The sequence below is a fragment of the Streptomyces sp. NPDC051662 genome, assembly GCF_040681655.1.
In the GTDB taxonomy this organism is placed as follows: Bacteria; Actinomycetota; Actinomycetes; order Streptomycetales; family Streptomycetaceae; genus Streptomyces.
This window is the reverse complement of record NZ_JBFAZD010000005.1, coordinates 80,169-105,287: the sequence shown is the minus strand read 5'-3', so window position 1 is coordinate 105,287 and position 25,119 is coordinate 80,169. Positions and strand designations below refer to the sequence as shown.

The 25,119-nt window shown below is 69.8% G+C and carries 26 protein-coding genes; 9 read left to right on the top strand and 17 right to left on the bottom strand.

The window, feature by feature from the left end:
* Positions 1-12: 12 nt before the first annotated feature.
* The 7 genes from AB0M67_RS10435 to AB0M67_RS10405 all read right to left on the bottom strand — a co-directional run bounded on the left by AB0M67_RS10435 (position 13) and on the right by AB0M67_RS10405 (position 5,117).
* A complete protein-coding gene (locus tag AB0M67_RS10435; RefSeq protein ID WP_266808656.1) occupies positions 13-867 on the bottom strand; it encodes a hypothetical protein in 855 nt (284 codons plus the stop codon).
* Positions 848-1,720, bottom strand: coding sequence for an aldo/keto reductase (locus tag AB0M67_RS10430; RefSeq protein WP_365744661.1), 873 nt, complete (start codon positions 1,718-1,720; stop codon positions 848-850). Before AB0M67_RS10430 ends, AB0M67_RS10435 begins: the two co-directional genes overlap by 20 nt.
* A 29-nt stretch (positions 1,721-1,749) precedes the next feature.
* The gene (locus tag AB0M67_RS10425; RefSeq protein WP_266808652.1) at positions 1,750-2,937 is read right to left on the bottom strand and encodes a cupin domain-containing protein; all 1,188 of its coding nucleotides are present in this window, start codon (positions 2,935-2,937) and stop codon (positions 1,750-1,752) included.
* A gap of 14 nt (positions 2,938-2,951) precedes the next feature.
* Positions 2,952-3,089, bottom strand: a complete 138-nt coding sequence (locus AB0M67_RS10420) for a hypothetical protein (protein WP_169435287.1) — start codon at positions 3,087-3,089, stop codon at positions 2,952-2,954.
* A gap of 492 nt (positions 3,090-3,581) precedes the next feature.
* On the bottom strand, positions 3,582-4,415 hold the full coding sequence (locus AB0M67_RS10415; protein ID WP_266808650.1) for a helix-turn-helix transcriptional regulator: 834 nt from the start codon (positions 4,413-4,415) through the stop codon (positions 3,582-3,584).
* Positions 4,412-4,924, bottom strand: coding sequence for a DUF6879 family protein (locus tag AB0M67_RS10410; RefSeq protein WP_365744658.1), 513 nt, complete (start codon positions 4,922-4,924; stop codon positions 4,412-4,414). Before AB0M67_RS10410 ends, AB0M67_RS10415 begins: the two co-directional genes overlap by 4 nt.
* On the bottom strand, positions 4,908-5,117 hold the full coding sequence (locus tag AB0M67_RS10405; protein ID WP_129768018.1) for a hypothetical protein: 210 nt from the start codon (positions 5,115-5,117) through the stop codon (positions 4,908-4,910). The genes AB0M67_RS10410 and AB0M67_RS10405 overlap by 17 nt, the downstream gene beginning before the upstream one ends.
* A 590-nt stretch (positions 5,118-5,707) precedes the next feature.
* Between AB0M67_RS10405 and AB0M67_RS10400 the strand changes: the two genes are divergently transcribed.
* On the top strand, positions 5,708-6,154 hold the full coding sequence (locus AB0M67_RS10400) for a PAS domain S-box protein (protein ID WP_365744656.1): 447 nt from the start codon (positions 5,708-5,710) through the stop codon (positions 6,152-6,154).
* A gap of 117 nt (positions 6,155-6,271) precedes the next feature.
* On the opposite strand, the gene AB0M67_RS10395 is transcribed toward AB0M67_RS10400, so the two are convergent.
* Both AB0M67_RS10395 and AB0M67_RS10390 read right to left on the bottom strand, forming a co-directional pair.
* Positions 6,272-8,551 (bottom strand): glycosyl hydrolase family 18 protein, encoded by a 2,280-nt coding sequence (locus tag AB0M67_RS10395; protein ID WP_365745157.1) that lies wholly within the window; start codon positions 8,549-8,551, stop codon positions 6,272-6,274.
* Between the two features lie 405 nt (positions 8,552-8,956).
* On the bottom strand, positions 8,957-9,826 hold the full coding sequence (locus AB0M67_RS10390; protein ID WP_365744654.1) for a DMT family transporter: 870 nt from the start codon (positions 9,824-9,826) through the stop codon (positions 8,957-8,959).
* A gap of 184 nt (positions 9,827-10,010) precedes the next feature.
* On the opposite strand from AB0M67_RS10390, the gene AB0M67_RS10385 reads away from it, so the two are divergent.
* Positions 10,011-10,946: a pseudouridine synthase gene (locus tag AB0M67_RS10385; protein ID WP_365744652.1), complete on the top strand. Its 936-nt coding sequence runs from the start codon at positions 10,011-10,013 to the stop codon at positions 10,944-10,946.
* Here the strand turns inward: AB0M67_RS10385 and AB0M67_RS10380 are convergent.
* The 3 genes from AB0M67_RS10380 to AB0M67_RS10370 all read right to left on the bottom strand — a co-directional run bounded on the left by AB0M67_RS10380 (position 10,940) and on the right by AB0M67_RS10370 (position 13,482).
* Complete coding sequence (locus AB0M67_RS10380) at positions 10,940-11,569, bottom strand: MBL fold metallo-hydrolase (RefSeq protein ID WP_365744650.1); 630 nt, start codon at positions 11,567-11,569, stop codon at positions 10,940-10,942. The genes AB0M67_RS10385 and AB0M67_RS10380 overlap by 7 nt on opposite strands.
* The gene (locus AB0M67_RS10375) at positions 11,569-12,654 is read right to left on the bottom strand and encodes an S-(hydroxymethyl)mycothiol dehydrogenase (protein ID WP_365744648.1); all 1,086 of its coding nucleotides are present in this window, start codon (positions 12,652-12,654) and stop codon (positions 11,569-11,571) included. The genes AB0M67_RS10380 and AB0M67_RS10375 overlap by 1 nt, the downstream gene beginning before the upstream one ends.
* Before the next feature lie 126 nt (positions 12,655-12,780).
* Positions 12,781-13,482 (bottom strand): FCD domain-containing protein, encoded by a 702-nt coding sequence (locus AB0M67_RS10370; RefSeq protein ID WP_249951194.1) that lies wholly within the window; start codon positions 13,480-13,482, stop codon positions 12,781-12,783.
* A 154-nt stretch (positions 13,483-13,636) separates the two neighbouring features.
* Between AB0M67_RS10370 and AB0M67_RS10365 the strand changes: the two genes are divergently transcribed.
* Both AB0M67_RS10365 and AB0M67_RS10360 read left to right on the top strand, forming a co-directional pair.
* On the top strand, positions 13,637-14,146 hold the full coding sequence (locus AB0M67_RS10365; RefSeq protein ID WP_365744646.1) for a gluconokinase: 510 nt from the start codon (positions 13,637-13,639) through the stop codon (positions 14,144-14,146).
* Between the two features lie 20 nt (positions 14,147-14,166).
* A complete protein-coding gene (locus AB0M67_RS10360; RefSeq protein ID WP_365744644.1) occupies positions 14,167-15,564 on the top strand; it encodes a gluconate:H+ symporter in 1,398 nt (465 codons plus the stop codon).
* Between the two features lie 63 nt (positions 15,565-15,627).
* Here the strand turns inward: AB0M67_RS10360 and AB0M67_RS10355 are convergent, their stop codons facing one another.
* The 5 genes from AB0M67_RS10355 to AB0M67_RS10335 all read right to left on the bottom strand — a co-directional run bounded on the left by AB0M67_RS10355 (position 15,628) and on the right by AB0M67_RS10335 (position 21,538).
* The gene (locus AB0M67_RS10355; protein WP_365744642.1) at positions 15,628-16,302 is read right to left on the bottom strand and encodes a cytochrome b/b6 domain-containing protein; all 675 of its coding nucleotides are present in this window, start codon (positions 16,300-16,302) and stop codon (positions 15,628-15,630) included.
* Positions 16,244-16,909: a molybdopterin-dependent oxidoreductase gene (locus AB0M67_RS10350; protein WP_365745155.1), complete on the bottom strand. Its 666-nt coding sequence runs from the start codon at positions 16,907-16,909 to the stop codon at positions 16,244-16,246. Before AB0M67_RS10350 ends, AB0M67_RS10355 begins: the two co-directional genes overlap by 59 nt.
* A 156-nt stretch (positions 16,910-17,065) precedes the next feature.
* Complete coding sequence (locus AB0M67_RS10345; protein ID WP_365744640.1) at positions 17,066-18,613, bottom strand: APC family permease; 1,548 nt, start codon at positions 18,611-18,613, stop codon at positions 17,066-17,068.
* A 42-nt stretch (positions 18,614-18,655) separates the two neighbouring features.
* Positions 18,656-19,618 carry a hypothetical protein gene (locus tag AB0M67_RS10340; RefSeq protein WP_365744638.1) on the bottom strand — a complete coding sequence of 321 codons (963 nt, stop codon included), beginning with the start codon at positions 19,616-19,618 and terminating at the stop codon, positions 18,656-18,658.
* A 261-nt stretch (positions 19,619-19,879) separates the two neighbouring features.
* Entirely contained in the window at positions 19,880-21,538 is a 1,659-nt protein-coding gene (locus AB0M67_RS10335; protein ID WP_365744636.1) for an FAD-binding dehydrogenase, read from the bottom strand.
* 95 nt (positions 21,539-21,633) lie between these two features.
* On the opposite strand from AB0M67_RS10335, the gene AB0M67_RS10330 reads away from it, so the two are divergent.
* The 5 genes from AB0M67_RS10330 (at position 21,634) to AB0M67_RS10310 (ending at position 25,114) form a co-directional block, all read left to right on the top strand.
* A complete protein-coding gene (locus AB0M67_RS10330) occupies positions 21,634-22,164 on the top strand; it encodes an NUDIX domain-containing protein (protein WP_365744635.1) in 531 nt (176 codons plus the stop codon).
* A 10-nt stretch (positions 22,165-22,174) separates the two neighbouring features.
* The gene (locus AB0M67_RS10325) at positions 22,175-22,567 is read left to right on the top strand and encodes a DUF202 domain-containing protein (protein ID WP_365744633.1); all 393 of its coding nucleotides are present in this window, start codon (positions 22,175-22,177) and stop codon (positions 22,565-22,567) included.
* Positions 22,567-22,902 (top strand): DUF202 domain-containing protein, encoded by a 336-nt coding sequence (locus AB0M67_RS10320; RefSeq protein ID WP_365744631.1) that lies wholly within the window; start codon positions 22,567-22,569, stop codon positions 22,900-22,902. The genes AB0M67_RS10325 and AB0M67_RS10320 overlap by 1 nt, the downstream gene beginning before the upstream one ends.
* Positions 22,903-23,011: 109 nt before the next feature.
* A complete protein-coding gene (locus AB0M67_RS10315; protein ID WP_365744629.1) occupies positions 23,012-23,923 on the top strand; it encodes an MBL fold metallo-hydrolase in 912 nt (303 codons plus the stop codon).
* 159 nt (positions 23,924-24,082) lie between these two features.
* On the top strand, positions 24,083-25,114 hold the full coding sequence (locus tag AB0M67_RS10310; protein WP_365744627.1) for a phosphotransferase family protein: 1,032 nt from the start codon (positions 24,083-24,085) through the stop codon (positions 25,112-25,114).
* Positions 25,115-25,119: the final 5 nt, after the last annotated feature.

The window sequence follows — 25,119 nt, the reverse complement described above, 5'->3', positions numbered from 1 at the left end:
ACAGGGGCGCAGTCAGGCGCTCACCTCGGAGTGCACCGGGACGGGCGGGCGCACTCCGGTGAGCGCCTCTGCACGGGCCACGAGGTGGGGTGCAAGGTCGGGGTACCAGCCACGGGCTACGGCTTGCAGCATCTCGGCCAGGGCTGCCAGTTCCCCAATTCGGCCGGCGGGGGTGTCGAGGACCGGCGCGAACTCCTTGCGGATGCGGGCGGCTACGTCGGGAACAAGCAGGCTGTTGGCGTGGAGGAGTCCCGCGTCGTAGCCGAAGGGCACCCGTCCCCATCGCTCCCAGTCCAGCAGGCACAGGGGTGCGGCGGTGAGGTTGCCCCAGTGCAGGTCACCGTGACCGGTCACCCGCTCCACCTTCGCGGGGGCCGGGACGCCGAGGAACTGGGGGAAGGCCCGTTCGATCCAGCCGCCCCGGACGGTGACCTTCACCCCCTCCGCTTCAGCGAGCAAGGCAAGGGCTTGGCGAAGGTCCGACCACCACTCGTCAGGCAAGCCGGGGTCGTGGTCGATGTCGGCTCGGTCCGGGGACACGATGGGTTGCGTGACGTAGTCAAGGACTTCCGCCTCGAAAGCCCACTCCCCGTCAATCCAGTCGTGCACCTCGTACAGGCGCGGGCGCGGGACAGCGTCGGGCACGAGCAGGGAGGCCCCGAGGACACCCTCCCCCTGCTTCCTCCCCGCGTTGCGCTTCGCCGTCCGGCTCACCCGTAGCCACCAGTCCCCCGCTTGGCGTCCGAGGGTGACGCCGAGGAACCCCCACGCCAGCGGACCCGTGCAGGCGAGGCCCAGCGCCTTGGCCGCCCGGTCGTGGGCGGCCTCCATCAGGGCCTGCACGTCCTTATTCAGCGGCGAGTTCATCGGTCACCCTCCTCAGTTCCTGGGCTGTCAGCGGGGCAGCCAGAGCCTTTGCCGCATCGTCCCAGTGTTCGCGGGTGCTCGCGGAAGTGAGGACAACATCGAGGCCAGGGCACGAGCCAGCAGCCAGCAGGGCAGCGGCTGCGGGCGACAGGCCGGGGCGGATGAGGTTCACCAGTTCGGGTGTCATGGCATCGAGGAGTTCGCCACCGTGCAGGGGAGCGGAGCCGAACGTGATCAGCCCGGCGTCCTTCGCCTGCACGAGCGGCCCACCGCCGTTCAGGGACTGTGTGATCGGGTCATCCATGACCAGGCTCACGGGCATCTGCAAGCCCGTGAAGTGATGCTCGGCGGAACCGGCCGCCTGCCGGGCGAGCGCGAGCATCTCGGGAACACTGAACGCTCCGGAGCGCAAGCCCGACCATGTGGCGACGCCGTACCCGCCGATCCTGCCCGCGTGGGCGAACTCCTCCAGCGCGGTGAAGGCTTCCCTCACACGCCAGTGCAGAGCGGCACGGTCAAGGCCGTGCCCGTGGTGCTCGGGGTTATGCACGAACACCAGGTCCACGCGGCCGAGCGCGGCCAACGAGTGCTCCGTCTGCCAGCGAACGAAGCCCCGTTCAAGGCTGTGCCTACCGGCCGTCTCATCCCGGGTCAGCACACCCTCAGCGAGGGCGGTGCGGCCCTGCTCCGCTGTGAAGAACCCCGCCTTCGTGGCTACCCGTACGGTCGGGTACTCCCCGAGAACCGGGCGCAACTCCTCATGAGCCCGGCCATGGGCGTAGTTCGGTGCCGTGTCCACCCAGGGGCTACCGGCAGCCAGGGCGGTGCGTGCCGCCTGACTGACGGCACGCACGCGGTATGTCCCCAGGGAGAGAGCGGCGGTCACAGCGCGGTCCCCACGACTGCGACGGCATGGCCTTCGACGAGGGCGGAGACCAGTTCGGCCACGTCCTTGACCTCCAGTCCGGCGGAGTCGGCGAGTTCGCCGAGCGTGGTCGGCTGGTTGGTGAGCAGCGTGCCGAGCGCGGGTGCTGCGGACTCGGCGAAGTCCCACGCCGTACCGGCCGCCGAGAAGGTGACCGTGCCCTCTGCGCGGTTCGGCGTCAGGCGGCCCCTCGGAGTCGTGAGCTTGACGGTGATCTCCCTCCGCGCGGGGAGCCCGTCCACGTACGGCAGGGAAGGAATCGCGTGGCCCTGGTCGGTCGTGTCGATCGACTCCGCCCACCGCTCCACGAGGCGGGGGTCCGCCATCATGTCGGCCACCTCACGGCGTACGGCGTCGATGAAGTCCGACTGTTCCGCTGACGAGCCGAAGCGCGGAATGTCCCTGCGCAGCGCGAGGGACGCCCGAAGCTGATCCACGACCCAGAGCATCAGGTCAGCGCCCGTGTGCGGGACCATGCCGAACGTGAGGTGAAGGGATTCTGTCCCCTGGTCAGCGGTGACCGCGTGCCACCAACCGCGCGGCAGGTAGAGCACGTCACCCGGGGACAGAACGAGGTCAGCCACCGGGTCGCCCTCCGGCTCCTCCGGCGACTCCACGTCCCGAAAGGTGGGCGCCTCACGGGTCGTCCCCCACAGGCGCCACCGCTTCGAGCCGTGCAACTGGACCACGACGACATCATGGTCATCCCAGTGCCGGCCGAAGCCCTCCCGTTCGGTCCACGAGGCGTACACGTTGGCCTGCACGGAAGTCCCGAGGAAGCGCTCAAGCCCCTCCGCAGCCACCCCCACAGCGGGGTGGCTCTTCTCCACCGCGTCGAGGACCAGCGACGCCCCGTCCCTGAGCTGGGCGTGGAAGTCGGACGGCTGGATGCGGGACCAGGTGACCGCGCGGCGGTTCGTGGTGGGGATCGCATAGCGGTGCAGCGGGACCATCTCGCCGTCGACCGACAGGCGCAGCCGGGGCGGTTCCAGCCGTTGCGTGGCGATGATCCGGTTCAGGTCGTCCCAGGAGAACAGGCCCGCCGTGTCGGCGGCCCCGGGGAAGTGCGCGTAGGAGCGGTGGTACGTCTGGGCGAGGAACGTGTCCCCGCCCAGACGCCCCGCCCACGAGGCTGCATCAAGCAACGTGGGCGCTCCCGTCAGTCGTTGCCGTCGGAACGGCCACTGCTGACGTCAGACTCCTGCTCAGCGCGGGTGCGCGCGGCCACGATCTTCCGCTTCGCGACGAGCAGGCCACCCCCCTCGGGGGCCACCGAACCGGTGTTCTCTTCCACCATCGGACTACCTCTCTCTTCTCGGGGAACTCCCACCGGGAATCCGGCAGGAAGCAAAGGGGGACAGCGGCGAGCGCGGCCCCGCGTACCGGCCGAAGTGGCGCAACGCCCAGTCGGCAAGCCACGCATCACGTCGTCTTTGGCTCCACCGCCACGGGCCGGAGAGCATTGGTGGACAACGAGCTGCGGCCCGTGCACCGAGGGCACCCGCACGGCGGGTACTTGGTCGGCGAACCGAGGATCACCGCATTGCGCGGCTCCACTTGCACCTCACGCACCGGGCCGTACGTTCGGCCGCCGTCGTGTGAGACCCGCAGAGTCATACGCCCGGTCACAAGCGCACCTCACCGTCAGGGCCGAACGTCTGCCGGTAGTCGAGCAACCGGCCCACGCCGTCGCGGTCTCGCTTCTCGTTTCGCTCGGTCGCTGCCATGGAGGAAATCATTGGCCCAGAAAGCGGCGGCTGTGTAGTTCTTTCCCGTCATGGACTAAAGATCATGAACGGCAGGCAGTAGACCATGACATCAAAAGAGCCCTTGCTTCCTCATCGAAAAGTGCATAGCCCTCCAACGTGGAGAACAAGTCCAGATGCATTTCGATGTCTCTCGGGTCTCTCAGGATCACGACACCGGTCGTGTTCTCCACGGTGGCCAGCCTGTTGTCATAGACGGTGAAGGTATCCATCGGAGCCATAGGCTTGTATCCCGCAATCGGGATCACCCCGAGCTTCACATTCGACAAGTGAGTGAGCGAGGCCAGCCGGTCAATCTGCATCGCCATTGCAGCCGGGGGCAGGAGTGGCCACCTGACAGCCTGCTCGGTGAGGATGAAGGTGAACCGCTTCGTCGTATCGTAAAGGACTTCCTGCCGCTCCAGCTTCCTCGCTACCGTCTTGGTGATGTCGGCCGGAGAATGGGCGAGGCTGGCCCGGATGTACTCAGGGGTGGACAGCAGGCCAGTAATCATGGACAGCAGAAAGAACCGGAACTCCGTACACGAGGATTCCAACGCGGCAAGCTCGGTCTGCTTCTTTTCCAGCCCTCTCCGGCGAAGCGAGCGAAGGTCTTGCCACTCGGTGTTAGCCAGTCTAGCGAGAGCAATCACCTCTTCGATGACCTCGGGCGGAGCAACGACAGCCCGGAGGATTCTCTCCAGGTCGAGCAGGCTCGGCAGGATTTTCCCATTCTCGATCCGGCTGATCTTCGATTGGGACATGTTGCAACGCCGAGCGAGCCGGTCCCCAGTGAGGCCGGCTCGCTTGCGCAGTTCTTTCAGCAGGGCTGCCAGTTCCTGTTTTGGCTGCCCCAACTGTTCAGGGTCGAACGTCACCCGCTCACGTACTCCAGGAATGGAACCGACTCGGCCACGGCGATCCGCTTCAACTGTCGGTACGGCTCCGGGTCACCTTCGTACAGTTCCCGATTGATCTGTGTTCCGTCCGCCCGGTAATTCATCAGAACTACCTTGGACTCATCGAACATCCAAAAGTCCTGATCCGGCAGTCCGGGATTCTCACGGTCGGTGAGATCGAGGATACGGATATCCTCGCCCGCCTTGACGTGATGCCGGTAGTAATACTCGAACTCGAACCGCAGGTAATCCGAAAGCGGGCGCGTCACGACATGCACCCGGCCAACGCTCTTTCCTTCCGAGGCCCATTGCCGGACCTCGTCCATCCACGCCGAGGTGTAATCACCCGGCGACTTCTCCCCGGCGAGAAAGCGCTTCAGCTTCTCCGCTTCCTGGGGCATGGTGTAGACGGGCAGCGTCTCCAGCCGCCACGCCTCCCGCTCCATGGAATCGAAGCAGTCATTCCACGCGTCACCATCCAAGTGCACGGAACGCCTCCCTGAGAACCGCCTCCGGGATTTCCACGAGCCCTTCCCCAGCAGGCGGGGTGAAGGCGGCGGACACGTCGCCCTGCACCACGAACGATCCGGTAGCCGTGCGGTACACGTTCGGACAGTCCTTCTCTCCGCACTCGCCGTTGCCGTTGCCCGTGAGCCGGGTGAGTGCCGAACGTTCGGCCATGCCAAACCCCCTTGCTCTGGCCCCGTTTGGGCCGCCTGGCCAACGACAGTAGAGGGGGTGGCGCTACGCGTCTATGCGTGAACGCGACTATGCGTGTCCTTGCATAAACAGGTCCCCGACCGCGCCAGCCCACCCCGGTACGCGGTCACGTACGCGACCGTGCAGACTGGGCGTAGCCCCGTGGCGCCGTCCGGGAAGCCTGACCAGGGACGGACGCCTCGGAGGAGGGTTGGTCACATGACCAACGCGTGACCAACAGGGGCCCGAGAGGGCCTGAAACAGCAGGAAAGAACAGGAGAAGCGCCCGCCGAAATGAAGCCTGTCAGCGGGCGTTTTCCCAGGTCAGATCGGTTGTGGGCTGGTGCCCGAGTGGAGAGTTCAAGTCCCCCCTCGGACACCAGACAAGACAAGCGATACCACTGACAAGCGATCCAACCACTGATGGTGTCGGCCGAATTTCGGTCGGCACCATTTCGTGTTTCACGGACGCGGTCCGGGCCCCACCCTCGCCCGCGATGCGGTCGACTGTATACACTCCCTTCGGCGATCCGTGGAGTGCCGGCGACGGATCATCGCAACTCGGAGGCGTCATGGGAGACTTGGACCCCGAAGTGATACTCGCGCTGGCGGCGCGGGCCCCCGACGGTCTGGTGATCGTCGACCGTGAGGGGCTGATCCGCTACTGGAACCGGGGAGCCGAGCGGATCTTCGGCTTCTCGGCGGCCGAGGTCGCCGGTCGTGAGCTGGATCTGATCATCCCCGAGAAGCACCGGCAGCGTCACTCGGACGGTTTCGCGGCGGCCATGGCCGCCGGCGCCAGTAAGTACGGGGACAACGACCTCCTGGCGGTTCCCGCGCTGACCGCGGACGGTTCGACCATTTCCATCGAGTTCAGCGTGGTGCTGCTGACCGACTCCGACGGCAACGCGAGCCATGTCGGAGCCGTCATCCGTGATGTCACCGCGCGACGGGCCCAGGAGAAGGAAGTACGCCGGCGGCTGCTGGAAGCCACCCCGGGCCACGCCGCCTCCTCCTGAGCCGGACGGTGCTCGCCGCCGGACGCTCGGACGGGCTCCTGCGCGGGGTGGCCATTCCCCGGCCCGGCCCGGACCGACGGCCCGGGTCGGGCCGGGGCGCCGGCGGAGCCGGCGGAGTCAGCGGAGTCCGGTGTACAGGGCGTTGATCAAGGTGCCGTTCGGAGTGTCACCGGACATCTCCCAGATCATCCCGCCGAGCAGCCCCTTGGATTTGATGTACTCGGTCTTCTTCCCGATCGACCAAGTGTCGTCGAAGGACCACCACTGACCGCCGTTGCCCGTATAGCCATAGGTGGCGACCGACTGGGGGTCATGGACGACCGTGATGCCGGGGTAGCTGGTGATCAGGTTCTGGTAGCCGCGAGTCCCGGCCTCCTCCGGGAACTGGCCGGGGGCCGCGCCGTTCGCGGTCTGCCACTCGCCGCTGACGCCGCCGTCGGCGACGTCCTTCCAGCCCCGGCCGTAGAAGGGGAAGCCGACGGTGAGTTCGCGCGGGCTGACCCCGGCGTCGGTGTACGCCTTCACGGCACCGTCGATGCTGAAGTCGTTGGGATAGGGCGACTGGGCGTCGGTGTAGAGATTGGCCTGATGGCCCGTGCGGCCGGGCTCCCAGGAGTTGTCGCTGCCCGCGCCGTGGAAGTCGTAGCCCTGGACATTGGCGTAGTCCAGATCGCCGAAGATCTTCGACACGTCCCAGCCGGCGTCGATCTTCTTCGGGTCGGCGGGGGTGAACGCGGTGAGCAGTTTGTGGTCTCCGCCGAGCGCGTCGAGCTGCTTACGGAACTCCGCGATCAGGGCGGTGTTGTTGGCCTTGTCGGCGGTACTCCAGTGGTTGCCGGGGTGGCCGTCCGGGGAGCCGGGCCACTCCCAGTCCAGGTCGATGCCGTCGAAGATCCCGGCCGCCGCGCCCGGTCCGCCTGCACCGTTGTACGCGGGCAGGTCGCCCTTGATGTACATGTCCACGCAGGACTTGACGAACTTCTTGCGTGCCGCGTCGGTGGCGGCGACGTCGGAGAAGTACTTGGAGAACGTCCAGCCGCCGAGCGAGACGACGATCTTCAGCTGGGGGTATTTGGCCTTGAGCTTCTTGAGCTGGTTGAAGTTTCCTCGCAGCTTGCCCCAGCCGTCGTCGGCCACACCGTCCACCGACTGGGCGGCGGCGAAGGCGCGGCCGTAGTCGGCCTCGGCGTCACCGGCCCCATCGCCCTCGTTGGGGTCCTGGGGGTTGCCTGAGACGCCTTTGACGACGCCGTTGAGGCAGGTGAGGTTGACGGGGTCGATATTGCCGAAGGCGTAGTTGATCACGTCCAGTTTGGCGGCGGCCCCGGAGGTGTCCAGGTTCCTGACGAAGTACTGGCGCCCGTAGATACCCCACTGGACGAAGTAACCGACGGTCGCGTAACGGCCGTTGCCGACCGCCTCCTGTGTGGTGACCGCGAGCGTGGCACTGGCCGGGGACGGGTTGTCGGCGGCGTCGCGGGCCCGGACCGTGAACTCGTACTTCGTGGCGGGGCTCAGCCCGGTGACCGTGGTGACCAGGGTGTCCGCCGGGACGGTGGCGACCTGTGCCGTCCCCCGGTACACGTCATACGCGGCAACGCGGTTGTTGTCGGTCGACGCGTTCCAGGCCAGCGCGACGGTGCCGGCGGTGACGGCGGTCGCGCGCAGACCGCCGGGGGCGGTCGGCGGTACGGGGTCGGTCGCCGGGTCCACGGTGGTGGCGGTGACGGGCGCGCTCGGCTCACCGAGGTTGCCGCGGGTGTCCTTGGCGCGGACGGTGAAGCTGTAGCCGGTCGCCGGGGTCAGGTCCCTGACGGTGGCGGAGGTGGTGGCGGTGGCCGCGACGACGGCGCCGCCGCGCAGCACTTCGTATCCGGCGACGGGGAAGTCACCGCGGGCGGAGGCGTTCCACTTCAGGCTCACGGTCCGGGCGGTGGTGTCGGTGACGGTCACACCGCCCGGCGCGGACGGGGGCGCGGCGGGGCTGCCGTCGCACTTGTCGCCGTTGATCAGGCAGCCGGTCGGCGCGGTGATCGGGCCGGTGGCGACGAACCAGTAACTGTAGGGCTCGGTACTGCCGTTCGCCGGGACGGAGGCGTTGTAGTGGGCGTTGGCCACGGTGACATGCGAGCCGTTCACGGTCGCGGTCCCGTTGTAGTGCTGGCTGATGGTGACCCCGGCCGGCAGCTCGAACTCCAGGGACCAGCCGTTGACCGGTGCGGCGCCGTTGTTCCTGACGACGAACGTGCCTTTCCACCAGGGCCCGTTGTCGGCGCTGGTGAACGACGCGGTGAGCCCGCCCGCGGCCTGCGTCGGCGCGGCGATGCCGACGAGCCCGCCCAGGGCGAGGACGAGAGCGGTGAGCGCGGCGAGGAACCGCCGCCGGGGCGGTGACATGGATCTGATCGATCTGGGTCTGGTGAACACGGCTCTCCTTGGTGTGGGGGAGGCGGGAACGGGGTCCCGCGCCGCGTGTCCGTGCGCCGGCGCCCGATGACGAGACGGTCGGGAGACGCGCACCTGTCCGTTGCGCCGTGGCCGGCATCGGACACGTGTGCTGTGGAAGTGCTGTGGAAGTGCTGTGGAAGTGCTGTGGAAGTGCTGTCCAGAGAAGCCAGTTGTCGTACACCCGTCAATGAGCGCGGCGCGGGATTGGGCTGTACCAATGACAGGTACGCTCCGCCCCGCCAACCCCCCGCCCCAGCGGAGCGACTCCGGGAAAGGGCTAGACCAATTTCCCGGATTTTACGGTCCCTTGACAGAGTCGGTGGGGGTTACGTGGGTCCGGGCGCGGGCTTCCGGTCAGCGGACGCGGGGCGGTGGGGGCTTGGAGCCGGAGGCCAGGGGGGAGCGGGCCAGTTCCACACACCCCGCCGCGATCAGGGCGACCCCGATGAGCTCGGGCAGCAGCCACCAGCCCGCGCGCAGGCTCTCGCCGAAGAGGGTCACCCCGTAGGTGATGCTGATCAGCGCGTCGCCGAGCGTGAGCATCGGCTGGGACGCGACCAGCCAGCCGGCCTGGAGGGCGTTCTGGAGCAGGAACAGCGCCCCCACCCCGGCGACCGCGGTGCCGTAGAGCTGCCAGGCGGTCACCAGCGCGGGGACACCACCGTTTTCGAGCCGGGACATGGCGTCCTTCATCAGCGCGGCGGTCAGCGCGTATCCGCAGGCCGCGGCGAGTCCGAGCAGCGCGGCGCGGGCGTTGCCGCGCAGCCGTCGCGACCAGATGATCAGCACGGCCTCGAAGATCCCGGTGATGAACAGGGCCGGGATCCAGGCGTGCCCGGGGACGCTCTCGCTGCCCCCGCCCGGCGCGGCGGCGGCCATGCCCAGGGCGAGACCGCAGGTCACCGCCGCCACTCCCAGCCAGGCGGACCCGGCCAGCGGGCGGCGGAAGACACAGCTCGCGATCAGCAGGGTGGCGGGCAGTTCGATGACGAAGATCGGCTGCACCACCGCGATCGGGCCCGTGGCGAGCGCCACCGCCTGGCACACCGCGGCCACGAGCACCAGCCCGATCCCCGCCAGCCACACCTTCTTCCGCGCCAGGTGCTTGATCAGCGAGATACGCATCGCCTCGGCGTCGGGCACGGTGGACGCGGCGCGGCGCTGGAGCACCGAGGCGGAGCCGTTGCTGATCGCGGTCAGTACGGCGAACAGGACACTGATCACCGGTCCATCATGCGGCTGACGCGTTCCGGAACAGCTCTCATCCCGGCGCGCGCGGTCGGGGCGGGGGCCGAACGAGGGACGCCGGTGTCGTACGCCCTCGATAGAATCGTGGCGCTGACGCTCCGTGCGCCGGAGGCGACCTGGAGAGGGCGCCGAGACCACACCGAGGAAGACACGGGGACCCGTGGCACGCAGACATCGCACCCCTCCCCCCTCGCCCCTTCCCCAGCGGGACGGGATCGATCCGGTACGGCTCCGGTTGCCCGCTGACGAGAAGGGTGAGTGGGCGACGGTACGGGATCATCTGGTCGCGCGGTTCGGTGCCGCCGTCGGGGCGGGGCGGGTCGACGCGATGTTCCGCGAGGGGCGGTTCGTCGGGGTGGACGGTCCTGTGGGGGCGGCGGAGCCGTATGCCGCCGGGCGGTACGTCTGGTTCCACCGGGACTTCGCCGGCGAGGAGCGCGTGCCGTTCGACATCGGGATCGTCTACCGCGACGAGCGGATCGTGGTCGCCGACAAGCCGCACTTCCTGGCCACGACCCCGCGTGGACGGCATATCACCGAGACCGCGCTGGCCCGGCTCCGCCGGGATCTCGGGCTGCCGGAATTGCAGCCCGCGCACCGGCTCGACCGGCTCACGGCCGGGCTCACGCTCTTTGTCGTACGGGCCGGGGACCGTGGCGCGTATCAGACACTGTTCCGGGACCGGCTGGTGCGCAAGGAGTACGAGGCCCTCGCCCCGTACGACCCCGCCGTGGCGCTGCCGGTCACCGTGCGCGGCCGGATCGAGAAGGAGCGCGGGGTGCTGGCGGCGTGGGAGGTGCCCGGCGAGCCCAATTCCGAGAGCTGGATCGATCTGGTGGAGCGGCGGGGCGGGTTCGGCCGGTACCGGCTGGTGCCGGCCACCGGCCGAACCCATCAGCTGCGGGTCCATATGAACCGGCTCGGGCTGCCGATCCTGAACGATCCGGTGTATCCCGTCGTCCGGGCGGAAGGCCCTGACGAGTACGCGTCGCCGCTGCAACTGCTGGCGAAGGTACTGGAGTTCACCGATCCGGTGACGGGCGAGCCGTACCGCTTCGAGAGCCGGCTCGCCCTGTCCCGGTGGCCGCCTCAGTGACCGCGCCGGATCCACTCCGCCAGCTGGGGCGCCTCGGCGCCGATGGTGGTCGTATCGCCGTGTCCCGTACGGACCACCGTCTCGGGCGGCAGCCCGAGCAGCCGGTCGCGGATCGAGTCGATGATCGTCGGAAAGTGCGAGAACGACCGGCCGGTGGCGCCGGGGCCGCCCTGGAAGAGCGTGTCGCCGGTGAAGACGGACGACAGCTCGGGGGCGTACAGGCAGACCGCGCCCGGGGCGTGCCCGGGGGTGTGGAGCACGGTGAGGGTGGTGCCCGCGACGGTGAGCGTGGCGCCGTCGGTCAGCTCGCCGTCCGGGATCTGCTCGGGGTACGTCTGCTTCCACAGCGGCAGATCGTCGGGGTGCAGCAGTACGGGCGCGCCGGTGGCGGCGGCGAGGGCCGGCGCGGCGTCGATGTGGTCGTTGTGCGCGTGGGTGCAGACGATGGCGCGCAGCGTCCGGCCGCCGAGCGCGTCCTCGATGGCGGCGGCGTCATGGGCGGCGTCGATGACGATCGCCTCGGAGTCGTCGCCGACGATCCAGACGTTGTTGTCGACGTCCCAGGTGCCGCCGTCGAGCGAGAAGGTGCCGGAGGTGACGAGATGGTCGATACGGACGGTCATCAGAACACCACCACGGAACGCAGGACATCGCCTTCGTGCATCCGGGCGAACGCCTTCTCCACATCGCCGAGTCCGATGGTCTCGGTGACGAACGCGCCGAGGTCGATCCGGCCCTGCTGGTGCAGGTCGATGAGCATGGGGAAGTCGCGGGACGGCAGACAGTCGCCGTACCAGGAGGACTTGAGGGAGCCGCCGCGGCCGAAGACATCGAGCAGCGGCAGTTCGAGCGTCATCTCGGGGGTGGGGACGCCGACCAGGACGACCGTCCCGGCCAGGTCACGGGCGTAGAAGGCCTGCTTGTACGTCTCCGGGCGGCCGACCGCCTCGATGACGACATCCGCGCCGAACCCGCCGGTCAGCTCACGGATCGCCTCGACGGGGTCGGTGGAGCGGGAGTTGACGGTGTGGGTGGCGCCCATCGACTTCGCCGTCTCCAGCTTGCGGTCGTCGATGTCGACGGCGATGATCCGGGCCGCGCCCGCGAGCCGCGCGCCGACGATCGCCGCGTCACCGACGCCGCCGCAGCCGATGACCGCGACCGAGTCGCCCCGGCCGACCTGACCGGTGTTGATGGCGGCGCCGATGCCGGCCATCACGCCGCAGCCGAGCAGTCCGGCGACGGCCGGTGAGACGCTGGGGTCGACCTTGGTGCACTGGCCCGCCGCGACGAGGGTCTTCTCGGCGAAGGCGCCGATGCCGAGCGCCGGGGAGAGCTCCGTGCCGTCGGTGAGCGTCATCTTCTGTGCGGCGTTGTGGGTGTTGAAGCAGTACTGCGGCCGTCCGCGCAGACAGGCCCGGCAGTTCCCGCACACCGCACGCCAGTTGAGGATCACGAAGTCGCCGGGCGCGACCTCGGTGACACCCTCGCCGACCGACTCCACGACACCCGCGGCCTCATGGCCGAGGAGGAAGGGGAAGTCGTCGTTGATACCGCCCTGCTTGTAGTGCAGATCCGTGTGGCAGACACCGCACGCCTGCACCTTCACCACGGCCTCGCCGGGGCCGGGGTCCGGTACGACGATCGTCTCGACCCGCACCGGCTCGTTCTTGCCGGGGGCGACGACCCCCTGCACCTGCTGCGCCATTGCCAGGACCTGCCTTTCCTCACACCGTCACACGCTCGGACGCGCACACACCGAACGTTCCGTCATCCCCCACTATCCCGTGCCGCGGTGCCCTCCCGTACCGAAGCGCGCGCGGGCACCTGAGCGTCAGGGGGCCAGTACGTCCAGCTCCTCCAGGGCGCCGACGGCGATCTGTCGGGTGAGTTCCTCGGCGCGGACGGCGTCGCCCTCCCGTACCGCCTCGGCGACCTGGACATGCAGGGTCACGGCGGCCGGGTCGGGGTCGTCGAACATCACCTGGTGGTGCGTACGGCCGGTGAGGACCTCGGCGACCACATCGCCGAGCCGGGCGAACATCTCGTTGCCCGACGCGTTCAGCACCACCCGGTGGAAGGCGATGTCATGGACGAGGTACTCCTCCAGCCGACGGCCCCGGGAGGTGGCGACCATGCCGAGCGCCTGCTCGGTGAGAGCGGCGCACTGCTCGGGCGTGGCGTGCCGGGCGGCGAGGCCCGCGGCGACGGGTTCGATCGCGGAGCGCAGCACGGTCAGCGAGCGCAGCTGACGGGGCCGGTCGGAGCCGGCGAGGCGCCAGCGGATGACGCGCGGATCGTAGACGTTCCACTCCTCGGTGGGGCGTACGGTCACGCCCACCCGGCGCCGGGACTCCACCAGATGCATGGATTCGAGGACGCGGACCACCTCGCGGACGACGGTGCGTGAGACATCGAAGCGCTGGGCCACCTCGTCCGTGCGCACCACACTGCCCTGCGGGTACTCGCCCGCGGTGATGGCGAGGCCGAGAGTGTCCAGCACACGGGTATGCAAGCCCCGGCCTTCAGTGGTCATGGGACAACCCTACGTGGCGCACCCCGCCGGAATTAAGTACGACGTTTACATCACAGCCTCTTGAATAAGTCGTACCTAATAGGTTTCAGTAGCGCGACGGCCCGATGCCCGGGACGGACTGAAGCCGATGTCGAGGAAGACAGCGAGGCATGCGATGAGCACCCCCCACGTCGTCGTGGTGATGGGCGTGGCAGGAACCGGCAAGACCACGGTCGGACCCCTGCTCGCCGCCGCACTGGGCGTCCCGTACGCCGAGGGCGACGATTTCCATCCGCCGGAGAACATCGCGAAGATGTCCGCCGGCACCCCGCTCGACGACGCGGACCGCCGGCCCTGGCTGGACGCCATCGGGGCCTGGGCGCACAGCCGGGCGGGGCTCGGCGGTGTGGTGAGCAGTTCCGCGCTCAAGCGCGCCTACCGCGACCGGCTGCGGTCGGCCGCGCCTGGCGCCGTCTTCCTCCACCTCACCGGCGACCGGCCGTTGATCGAACACCGGATGTCGGGGCGCAAGGGGCACTTCATGCCCACCGCGCTGCTGGACTCGCAGTACGCGGCCCTGGAGAACCTGGGCGCGGACGAAGCGGGCGTGGCCGTCGATGTGTCCGGTACCCCCGAAGAAATCACCGACCGGGCCGTCGCCGCGCTGCGCCGGCTCGAAAGCTGAAGGAAGTTCCCGTGACTCCCGTGACCAGTCTCAGTGTCGAGACGCTGGCAGCGGACGCAGCCGAACCGATCACCTCGGCGGGCAACGCGCAGCTGGGTATAGCGGTTCTCGCCGGTATAGCCGTCATCGTCCTGCTCATCACCGTCTTCAAGCTCCATGCCTTTCTGGCCCTGACCCTCGGCTCGCTGGCGCTCGGCGCCTTCGCGGGTGCCCCGCTGGACAAGGTCATCACCAGCTTCACCGCCGGCCTCGGCTCCACGGTCGCGGGGGTGGGCGTACTGATCGCGCTCGGCGCGATCCTCGGCAAGCTGCTCGCCGACTCAGGCGGCGCCGACCAGATCGTCGATACGATCCTCGCCAAGGCGAGCGGGCGCGCCATGCCGTGGGCGATGGTCCTGATCGCCTCGGTGATCGGGCTGCCGCTCTTCTTCGAGGTCGGCATCGTGCTGCTGATCCCGGTCGTCCTGCTGGTCGCCAAGCGCGGCAACTACTCCCTGATGCGGATCGGTGTCCCGGCGCTGGCCGGACTCTCCGTGATGCACGGTCTGATCCCGCCGCACCCCGGGCCGCTGGTCGCGATCGACGCGCTCGGCGCCAACCTCGGTGTCACGCTGGCGCTCGGGGTGGTCGTCGCCATCCCGACCGTGATCATCGCGGGCCCGCTGTTCTCCCGGTACGCCGCGCGCTGGGTGGACATCCCGGCGCCCGACGCGATGGTGCCGCAGCGCACCTCCGACGACCTGAAGACCCGGCCGAGCTTTGTCGCGACCGTCTCCACCGTGCTGCTGCCGGTCGTGCTGATGCTGGGCAAGGCGCTCGTGGACATCGTCGTGGACGATCCGGAGAACACCGTCCAGCGCGTGGCGGATGTCGTCGGCTCCCCGCTGATCGCACTGCTCGCCGCCGTACTCGTCGGCATCTTCACCCTGGGCCGCGCGGCCGGGTTCACCAAGGGCCGGATCTCCTCCACCGTCGAGAAGTCACTCGCCCCGATCGCGGGCGTGCTGATGATCGTCGGCGCGGGCGGTGGCTTCAAGCAGACACTGATCGACTCGGGCGTGGGCCAGATGGTCCTGGACATCTCCAAGGACTGGTCGATCCCCGCGCTGCTGCTCGCCTGGCTGATCGCGGTGGCGATCCGGCTGGCGACCGGCTCGGCGACGGTCGCGACCATTTCGGCGGCCGGTCTGGTGGCACCGCTCGCGGCGGACATGTCGACGACGCACGCGGCGCTGCTGGTGCTGGCGATCGGCGCGGGCTCGCTCTTCTTCAGCCATGTGAACGACGCCGGGTTCTGGCTGGTGAAGGAGTACTTCGGGATGAGCGTCGGCCAGACGCTGAAGACATGGTCGGTGATGGAGACCATCATCTCCGTGGTCGGGCTCGGCTTCGTCCTGCTGCTCTCGCTCGTGTTGTAAGAGCCTCACCGGTGTTGTAAGAGCCTCATCTCATGTCACCTCGTCGCGTCCGGGCGGGGCGGGTCACTCCTCCTTCCATCGGGGGTGCTCCCGCTCCGCCCACGCGCGGTCCACCGACCCGGTGCGCATCCCGCGCCGGGCCTGCGGATCGCCGTACGCCATCCCGATGTGCCCGAGCAGCACGATGCCGATGGCCAGGGCCAGCCAGTCATGGACGAAGGTGGCGCTCGTACGCCACAGGACCGGCGTGAGGCCGGTGAACCACATGAGCAGGCCGGTGCCGAGCATCACCAGCACGGCGCCCGCGATCCACCCCGCGTAGAGCTTCTGCCCGGCGTTGAACTTGCCCGCCGGGCGCGCCTCGGGACGGGGGTCGCGCCGCCGTACCGCGCGCAGCCACTCCTTGTCGTACGGCAGGAACCGGTTGAGCCGGCCCAGATCGGCGCGCAGCGCCCGGGAGCCGAGGCCGAGCAGCAGGGGTAGGGGGAGCAGCAGCCCCGACCACTCGTGGAGTGTGACGACAAGTCGGCGACGGCCGACGAGTTCGGCGAGCTGGGGGACGTAGAGACAGCCCGCGGTCACCACACACAGCAGCATCAGCGCGCCGGTGACCCGGTGCACCCAGCGCTCCGCCCGGCTGAAGCGCCGTATCCGCCCATCGGCTCCGGGGGCCGGGGGCTCAGACGGTGGGGGTGTCGCCTCGGCCGTTGGACCGGCCGACCCAGGCGTCGACGTCATAGCCGCGCTCCTCCCAGTAGCCGGGCCTGACGTCGGAGGTGACGGAGATCCCGGAGAGCCACTTCGCCGACTTGTAGAAGTACATCGGCGCCACATAGAGCCGGACCGGGCCGCCATGGGCATGCTCGATCGGGGTGTCCCGCATCCTGAGCGCGACCATCACATCGGCGCGGCGGGCCTGCTGGAGGGTGAGGCTCTCGCTGTACGTGCCGTCGAAGCAGGTGAAGCGGACGGCCTTGGCGTCGGACCGTACCCCGGCCGCGTCGAGGAGCCGCGAGAGCCGTACGCCCTCGAAGGGGGTGTGCGGGACGCGCCAGCCGGTGACGCACTGCACATCGTGCACGACCCGGGTCTGCGGCAGCGCGCGCAGCGCGTCGAGGGTGTAGGTGGCGGGCCGGTCGACCAGTCCGTCGACCGTCAGCCGGTAGGTGTCCGGGCCCTTGCGGGGTACGGAGGCGGCGACCGAGTAGTACCGGAAGCCGCCGCCGTTGGGCAGCAGTCCGGTCAGACCGGTCGGGTCCTTGTCGGCGGCCGAGCCGAGGAAGGCTTCGAGACCGCGCTGGAGCGAGGGCGCCGTGACGAGTCCCGCGGCGCCGAGGCCGAGCATGGAGAGCACCAGGCGCCGTCCTACCGGCGTGCCCTCGGGCCGGCTTGGTTGATGGGTCACCCGTCGAGGAGAACACCCGCGGCCCCCTGAAGCCAGGGACCGCGGGTGTTCGTCATACTTTCGTCAGGAGCGTGCTGTCCGCCTCACGGCGGGACGTCACACCCCGGCCGTCGTCTCCGACTCGGCCGCCTTCTCCAGCTGGAAGGCCTCGTTGCCCAGCCCGATACGGGCGTGCACCTCGGGCTTGACGGAGCGCAGCACCAGTCCGTACACCAGCCCGCCGATCAGCGCGAGAGCGATGATCCCGGGCAGCACCCAGCTGAGCGCGGAGCCGGGCCCCGACCCGACGAGGATGTCGAAGTCCTTGACCGTGTAGACGGCGATGGTCACCAGCGCGATGCCCGCCAGCCCGGAGGCCACCAGCCGCGCGGCCTGATGGCGCGCCGCTCCCCGTCGTACGAAGAAAACGATGACGGCGAGGGAGGCCGCGGCCATCAGCACGATGACCCCGAGCGCGCCGATGTTGCCCATCCAGGTGAAGAGATGGAGCACCGGGGCCGTCGGGTCCCCGACCGGCTTGTCGTCGGTGAGGGCGAAGGCCACGATGACGGCGATCGAGACCGCGGACTGGAGCACGGAGCCCGACGCGGGCGCGCCGCTGGACTTGCTGGTGCGGCCGAAGGCGGCGGGCAGCAGGCCCTCGCGGCCCATCGCGAAGGCGTAGCGCGCGACCACATTGTGGAAGCTGAGCAGCGCGGCGAACATACCGGTCACGAACAGGACGTGCAGGACATCGGTGAAGGTGCCGCCCAGCCTGCTCTCGGTCAGACCGAAGAGCAGTCCGGGACCCTGCTCCCCCGCCGCTTTGACGATCGAGCCGGGTCCCGCGGCGACGGTCACCGCCCAGGCGCTGAAGGCCAGGAAGAGCGCCGCGTAACCGACGGCCAGGAACATGACACGCGAGACGACGACGTTCGGCCGGCTCGTCTCCTCGGCGTAGACCGGGGCCTGTTCGAAGCCGACGAAGGCGGCGATGCAGAAGCAGAGCGCGGTGCCGAACCCCGCGCCGGTCAGGGTGTCGGGGTTGAAGGCGGCCATGGACAGTCCCTCCTCGCCCGGATCGGCGAGGGAGGCGATGTCGAAGATCACGACCAGCGCGCACTCGACGATCAGCAGGACGCCGAGGACCTTGGCGTTGAGGTCGATCTTCAGCCAGCCCAGCAGACCGACGATCGCGGCGGCCACGAGCGCCGGGATCCACCAGGCCACGGTCAGGTCGAGATAGGTGGCGAAGAGCCCGGAGACCTCGAAGCCGAGGATGCCGTAGATACCGACCTGCATGGCGCTGTACGCGACGAGGGCGACGAGCGAGGCACCGGCGCCGGCGGTCGGGCCGAGACCGCGGGCGATATACGCGTAGAACGCGCCGGCGTTGTGCACATGCCGGCTCATCTCCGCGTACCCGAAGCTGAACAACACCAGGACGACGCCGAGGATCACATAGAGCAGGGGCTGTCCGACGATGCCCATGACACCGAAGACCGTGGGCATGACGCCCGCGACGACGAGCATCGGCGCGCTCGCGGCGAGCACGGAGAGCAGCAGTCCCACCGTGCCGAGCCGGTCCGCCCGCAGCGCCCGTTCCTGCCCTTTGTATGTATTGATCTCGTTGAGCTCGCTCGTGCTCGGTCTGCCCGTCGACATGACAGGGTGGTCCTTTCGGAGTTCATCGGTATTCAGTGGTGTTCAGGCGAAGCCGAGCGCGGCGTCGCGCGCGGCGAGGAACGCTTTGTGGGGGTCCCGGTCGGGGTACGACCAGGGGTCTGGGGTCCGGTGCGGACCGATCCGCTGGAACAGCGCGGCGGCCTCGGCCAACCGCCCGTCCTGGAACTGGGCGTGGGCGAGGAAGTTGAGGTCGATCCGGCCGCGCGGATGCTCCCCCGCCTCCCACTCCAGCCACCAGTCGAAGGCGACCTTGAGCACCTGTCGGGCGCGGCGTCCGGTCCAGTGCGCGGACGCCGCCGGGTCGCCCGGCTCCTGTCCGGCGGTGGCGAGGACGCGATAGCGCTCGGCGTGGGCGACCACGGGCAGGATCGCGAGCGGTGAGTCGGCGGGGGCCTGTTCCGCGGCCCAGGCCGCGAAGTCGTACACCTCGTGCAACGGGTCCTGGCCGGCGTCGGGATAGCGCTCCGCGAGCCGCGCCGCCATCAGATGATGGGCGTGGTGATGGTCCGGATGCCGGGTCCTGACCTCGTCGAAGAGCTGTGAGGTCTCCTCGTCCGTGCCCAGCGTTCGGGCGAGCAGCAGCAGTCCGAGCCAGGGTGTGGGATCGGCGGGGGCCCGCCGGATCGCGTCGCGGCAGGCGTCCCGCGCGCGCTGTTCGGACTGCTTGCCGCGCAGTGCGCCGACGACGGTGGCGCAGGCGAGGAGGGTGGTCGCGTCAGCGCTCTCGGGTTCGGCGAGCAGCCAGTCCCTGGTCCAGGCGGCGGCGCCGGAGGCGCGTGCGAGGACGACGACGCGATGGCCTCGCCGGTCCCAGTCGTCGCCGGTCTCGGCGAGCAGGGTGCGCGCCTCGGACCAGCGGCCCTGGGCCAACTGGTCCCGTACGGCCGCGAGTCGGGCGTCATCAAGGGCCGGATCGAAGAGGTGGCCGGAGCGTGAGCCCCGTCTTCGTGGACGGCCCAGGGGTGGTGGCGGAGGCGGGGACATCCGCGGAATCCTCCAGGGCACATAAACGGGCAATGATCGCGGACAGCCAACCGGTAGGCAACGCTTTCCGTCAAGGCCCCTCTTGGTGCAAAGTGTGCCAACTGTCCTGCCGCGTCGCACCGTTGGTCCCCATTCGCGGCCTGTGCGGTACCGGTGCCCGACCGGGCCCGATCGCTGCCCGACCTGGTGAGCGGCCTGATGGGCGGCCTGATGGGCGGCCTGGTGGCCTCCCCAACGCCCGGCCGGTGCGCGCCTCCGCCGCTACCGGACGGCCTTCGCCGCGGCCCGCCCCGCCGTACGGCCCGAGAAGATACAGCCGCCGAGGAACGTGCCCTCCAGGGAGCGATAGCCGTGCACGCCGCCGCCGCCGAAGCCGGCCGCCTCGCCCGCCGCGTAGACGCCGGGCAGCGGCGCGCCCGTCGCGGTGAGGACCCGGGAGGAGAGATCGGTCTCCAGCCCGCCGAGCGACTTACGGGTCAGGATGTTCAGCCGTACGGCGATCAGCGGGCCCGCCTTGGGGTCGAGCAGGCGGTGCGGGGCGGCCGTACGTATCAGCTTGTCGCCCAGATACCTCCGGGCGCCCCGGACGGCCATGACCTGGAGATCCTTGGTGAAGGGGTTGGCGATCTCGCGGTCGCGCGCGGTGATCTCGCGGCGCAGCCCGTCCTCGTCGATCAGCCCTTCCCCGGTCAGCGCGTTCATGCCGCGTACGAGCGCGCTCAGGTCCTTCTCCACGACGAAGTCGGCGCCGTTGTCCATGAACGCCTTCACCGGCCCAGGGACTTCGGCGCGGGCCCGTCCGATCACCCCGCGGACCGACTTCCCGGTCAGATCGGGGTTCTGCTCGGAGCCGGAGAGCGCGAACTCCTTGCCGATGACGCGCTGGTCGAGGACGAACCAGGTGTACTCGTGGCCGGAGCGCATGATGTGCTCCAGAGTGCCCAGCGTGTCGAAGCCTGGGAAGAGCGGTACCGGCAGCCGCCGGCCGCGCGCGTCCAGCCAGAGCGAGGACGGGCCGGGCAGGATACGGATGCCGTGGCGCGCCCAGATCGGGTTCCAGTTCTCGATGCCCTCGGTGTAGTGCCACATCCGGTCCCGGTTGATGTGCCGGGCGCCCACCGCCTCCGTGATGCCGAGCATCAGTCCGTCGACATGTGCCGGAACGCCGGAGAGCATCTTCCGCGGCGGAGTTCCGAGCCGCTCGGGCCACTGGGCGCGTACCAGCTCGTGATTGCCGCCGATGCCACCCGAAGTGACGATCACCGCCTGCGCCCTGAACGCGAAGGCGCCGGTGACCGTACGGCTGCTCGCGGTGCCGCGCACGGCCTCGCTCGGCTCCAGGATCTCGCCGCTCACGGTGTCCACCACGCCCGCGGTGGTGGTGAGGCCGGTGACCCGGTGCCGGAAGCGGAACGTCACGAGCCCCTTCGCCACGCCCGCGCGCACCCGCTGTTCGAACGGCTCGACCACCCCGGGCCCGGTCCCCCAGGTGATGTGGAAGCGCGGCACGGAATTGCCGTGTCCGGTCGCGTCGTACCCACCGCGCTCGGCCCAGCCCACCACCGGGAAGAACCGCATGCCCTGCCCGTGCAGCCAGGCCCGCTTCTCGCCCGCCGCGAAGTCGACATACGCCTCGGCCCACGCGCGCGGCCAGCGGTCGTCCTCGGGGCGGTCGAAGCCCGCCGTACCGAGCCAGTCCTGAAGGGCCAGTTCCCGGCTGTCCTTGATCCGCAGCCGGCGCTGCTCGGGCGAGTCCACGAAGAACAGACCGCCGAAGGACCAGTGCGCCTGCCCGCCGATCGACTGTTCCGGCTCCTGGTCGAGCACGATGACGGAGCGGCCCGCGTCCACCAGCTCCGCGGCGGCGACCAGGCCGGCGAGGCCCGCTCCGATCACGATCACATCAGCGTCGTACGCCATGGCTGCCATCCTTCGCGAGCGGGGTCGGTGAAGCCCTTTGGATCGTCCGATCTTCCGTACGTGCGAGTAACCCGTCAACTGGTTGGATGGCGTTCATGAGCGCTGCTGACGAGATCCTGGACATCGTCGACGAGGAAGACCGTGTGGTCGGACGGGCACCGCGCGGGGAGGTCTACGCGCGGGGGCTGCGCCATCGCGCGGTCTTCGTGCTCGCGCGCGACGCGGAGGACCGGGTCTTCGTCCATCGCAGAACCCCGGTGAAGCTGGTCTTCCCCTCGCTGTACGACATGTTCGTGGGCGGTGTCGTCGGCGCGGGCGAGAGCTACGACGCGGCGGCGCTGCGGGAGGCCGAGGAGGAGCTGGGGGTGTCGGGACTGCCCCGGCCCGTACCCCTGTTCACGTTTCTGTACGAGTCCACTGACGGGGCCGGGGCCGGGAGCTGGTGGTCACGGGTGTACGAGGTGCGCTGCACGCTGCCGGTGCGTCCGCAGGTGGAGGAGATCGCCTGGCACGGCTTCCTCCCCGAGGCGGAGCTGGAGCGCCGGCTCGGAGAGGGGCCGGACGCCTGGGAGTGGACACCGGACGGGCTCGCGGCGTACGAGCGGCTCCGCGCCCACCGCGCGTAGGGTGCGGCGGGTGAGCGACTTTCTGAGCGGCCTGCTGCTGTGGTTCACGCCCCGGCGCGTCGCCGAGGAGGGCGAGACCCCCGACTACCGATTCTCGCTCGCCAATGAGCGCACCTTCCTGGCCTGGATCCGCACGGCGCTCGCGCTGGTGGGCGGCGGCTTCGCGGTCGATCAGTTCCTGCCGGACCTGCGCTGGGGCGTACGGGTCGGGCTCGCGGTGGCGCTGCTGGCGGCGGGCGCGCTGTGCGCGCTGCGCGCGGTCAATCACTGGGTGCGGTGCGAGCGGGCGATGCGGCGCGAGGAGGATCTTCCCGTCTCCGCGTTTCCGACGGTACTGAGTCTGGCGGTGGGGCTGGTCGCCATCACGATGCTGGTCATCGTGGTCCTGGGGCGGGCCGGCTGATGGCCGCGCCGCCCGGGGACGCGGGCGGGGCCCCGGTCAGGGATCCGGGACTCCAGCCCGAACGGACCCGGCTGGCCTGGCGGCGTACGACGCTCTCGTGCACGGTGGTCGCCGTGCTCGCGGCCCGGCAGGCGGTCCATGGCGGCGCCACGGCCGCCGGAGTGGCCGGCGCCGCGCTGAGCGCCCTGGTCTGGCTGGCCTTTCTGGGCGTGGCGCACCGCCGGATGCTGGCGCTGGACGCCGCCGCGCCGGGGCCGCTGCCCGCGCGCGCGGCGATCGCCACGGCGGGGTGCACGATCCTGCTGGCTCTGTTCACGGTGGCGGTGCTGGCCTGACGGCAGTGCCGGGAGGCATCAAACGGGCACGACGCCACGGCGGCGTCCCCGGGGATATCGTCAACTGGCAGGATCGCCCCGTCCGTTCACTCGTGCACCAAGGGGTCCGATGCCTGCCACCGATCCGTATCTCGTCCGACTGGCACCCGAGGTGCATGCCTACGTCCAGCCGGACGGCGGCTGGTGCCTCAACAACGCCGGTTTCGTCAGCGACGGGGAGACGACGCTTCTCATCGACACCGCCGCCACCGAGCACCGCGCGCTGCTGCTGCGCGAAGCGATCCGGACGACCGGCGTCCCACTTCCCCGAATGCTCGTCAATACGCACTTCCACGGCGATCACACCTACGGCAACGCTCAGTTCGTGCCCGAAGCCACCGTCATCGGCCATGACACCTGTCGCGACGAGCAGTCGGCCGCCGGCCATGAACTCCGGCTGATCTGGCCGGAGACGGACTTCGGCGACATTCCGATCACTCTCCCGACCGTGACGTACCACGACCGGCTGACGCTCCACGTGGGCGGGACCGAGGCGCGGGTGATCCACCCGGGCGTGGCGCACAGCCGGGGCGACTCGATCGTGCACCTGCCGGAGCACGGCATCGTCTTCACCGGCGATCTGGTCTTCCAGGGCGGTACACCGTTCGTCCTGGCGGGCTCGCTGCGCGGATCCCTGCGGGCGCTGGATCTGCTGCGCTCGCTCGACGCGAGCGTCGTCGTACCGGGGCACGGTCCGGTCACCGACCCGTCGGTGTTCGACGCGACGGAGGAGTATCTGCGGTATGTGTCCGAGCTGGCACGGGAGGGCCATGCCAAGGGCCTCACCCCGCTGGAGACGGCGCGCACGGCCGATCTCGGGAAGTTCGCCGCGCTGCGGGAGAGCGAGCGGCTGGTGGTCAATCTGCACCGGGCGTACGCCGAGCTGGACGGGCTGCCCGAGGGTTCACCGCTGGCCCTGATCGCCGTGGCCACCGATATGGCCGCGATGAACGGCGGCGCGATCCCGGCCTGTCACGCCTGACCGGGCCTGACCGGGGCCGCCCGGCCGGTCCGGTCCCGGGCAGCCGCGGGCAGCCCCGGGCACCGGTGGTGGCGGCGGCACCGGCACGGGCACTGGACGACATACCGACTGGTCGGCATCATGAGTGTCCGACCACGAGCGCCCACGGAGGTATCCACGATGAGCCAAGTCCCGCCGCCAGGACTCGTTCCCGAGCAGCTGCGCGGCCATCTCGACCGCGCGCTTCCCGGCCTGGTGAACGGACCGCTCGACGCGCGGCTGATCGAGGGCGGCCGGTCGAATCTGACGTACGCCGTCACCGATTCCGCCGATCCCGCCCACCGCTGGGTGGTCCGCAGACCCCCGCTCGGCCATGTGCTGGCCACCGCGCACGACATGAAACGCGAGTACCGCGTGATCGAGGCGCTGCATCCGACAGCCGTGCCGGTGCCCGAGCCACTGCTGCTCTGCGAGGACGAGTCCGTGCTCGGCGCGCCCTTCTACGTCATGGAGTACGTGGCGGGCACGCCGTACCGTACGGCCGAACAGCTCGCCCCGCTCGGCCCCGAGCGCACCCGCGGCGCCGTCCTGGCGCTGGTCGACACGCTTGTCGAGCTTCATGCCGTCGATCCCGCGGCGGTCGGACTCGGTGACTTCGGCCGTCCCGACGGCTTCCTCGACCGGCAGCTGCGCCGGTGGGGCAAGCAGCTCGACGCCTCCCGCAACCGCGAGCTGGCCGGTATCGACGAGCTGCACACCGCCCTCGGCCGGTCGCTGCCCGGCTCCCCCGCGCCGACCGTGATCCATGGCGACTACCGGCTCGACAATGTCCTGATCGATGAGGACGACCGGATCAGGGCCGTACTGGACTGGGAGATGTCCACGCTCGGCGATCCGCTCACCGATCTGGGGCTGCTGGTGATGTACAGCGAGCCCCTGGAGCTGACGGGGTCCCCGATCAGTACGACGGCCGGGGCGGCGGGCCACCCCGCGCCCGGCGAGCTGATCGAGCGGTACGCCGCGGCTTCAGGCCGGGACACCTCGGCGATCTCCTGGTACACGGCGTTCGCCTGGTTCAAGCTCGCCGTGATCCTGGAGGGCATCCACTACCGCCACACCCTGGGCCAGACCGTGGGGCCCGGCTTCGACCGGATCGGCGCGCTCGTACCCGTCTTCATCCAGCACGGCCTGACCACCCTCCAGGAAGGCTGAGTACC

Excerpts from the sequence above, each read along its gene's own strand:
- AB0M67_RS10435 (WP_266808656.1), bottom strand. The coding sequence starts at position 867 with ATGAACTCGCCGCTGAATAAGGACGTGCAGGCCCTGATGGAGGCCGCC.
- AB0M67_RS10420 (WP_169435287.1), bottom strand. The coding sequence starts at position 3,089 with ATGGTGGAAGAGAACACCGGTTCGGTGGCCCCCGAGGGGGGTGGCCTG.
- AB0M67_RS10405 (WP_129768018.1), bottom strand. The coding sequence starts at position 5,117 with ATGGCCGAACGTTCGGCACTCACCCGGCTCACGGGCAACGGCAACGGC.
- AB0M67_RS10400 (WP_365744656.1), top strand. The coding sequence starts at position 5,708 with ATGGGAGACTTGGACCCCGAAGTGATACTCGCGCTGGCGGCGCGGGCC.
- AB0M67_RS10395 (WP_365745157.1), bottom strand. The coding sequence starts at position 8,551 with ATGTCACCGCCCCGGCGGCGGTTCCTCGCCGCGCTCACCGCTCTCGTC.
- AB0M67_RS10380 (WP_365744650.1), bottom strand. The coding sequence starts at position 11,569 with ATGACCGTCCGTATCGACCATCTCGTCACCTCCGGCACCTTCTCGCTC.
- AB0M67_RS10375 (WP_365744648.1), bottom strand. The coding sequence starts at position 12,654 with ATGGCGCAGCAGGTGCAGGGGGTCGTCGCCCCCGGCAAGAACGAGCCG.
- AB0M67_RS10370 (WP_249951194.1), bottom strand. The coding sequence starts at position 13,482 with ATGACCACTGAAGGCCGGGGCTTGCATACCCGTGTGCTGGACACTCTC.
- AB0M67_RS10365 (WP_365744646.1), top strand. The coding sequence starts at position 13,637 with ATGAGCACCCCCCACGTCGTCGTGGTGATGGGCGTGGCAGGAACCGGC.
- AB0M67_RS10355 (WP_365744642.1), bottom strand. The coding sequence starts at position 16,302 with ATGACGTCGACGCCTGGGTCGGCCGGTCCAACGGCCGAGGCGACACCC.
- AB0M67_RS10350 (WP_365745155.1), bottom strand. The coding sequence starts at position 16,909 with ATGCTCGGCCTCGGCGCCGCGGGACTCGTCACGGCGCCCTCGCTCCAG.
- AB0M67_RS10345 (WP_365744640.1), bottom strand. The coding sequence starts at position 18,613 with ATGTCGACGGGCAGACCGAGCACGAGCGAGCTCAACGAGATCAATACA.
- AB0M67_RS10340 (WP_365744638.1), bottom strand. The coding sequence starts at position 19,618 with ATGTCCCCGCCTCCGCCACCACCCCTGGGCCGTCCACGAAGACGGGGC.
- AB0M67_RS10335 (WP_365744636.1), bottom strand. The coding sequence starts at position 21,538 with ATGGCGTACGACGCTGATGTGATCGTGATCGGAGCGGGCCTCGCCGGC.
- AB0M67_RS10330 (WP_365744635.1), top strand. The coding sequence starts at position 21,634 with ATGAGCGCTGCTGACGAGATCCTGGACATCGTCGACGAGGAAGACCGT.
- AB0M67_RS10320 (WP_365744631.1), top strand. The coding sequence starts at position 22,567 with ATGGCCGCGCCGCCCGGGGACGCGGGCGGGGCCCCGGTCAGGGATCCG.
- AB0M67_RS10315 (WP_365744629.1), top strand. The coding sequence starts at position 23,012 with ATGCCTGCCACCGATCCGTATCTCGTCCGACTGGCACCCGAGGTGCAT.
- AB0M67_RS10310 (WP_365744627.1), top strand. The coding sequence starts at position 24,083 with ATGAGCCAAGTCCCGCCGCCAGGACTCGTTCCCGAGCAGCTGCGCGGC.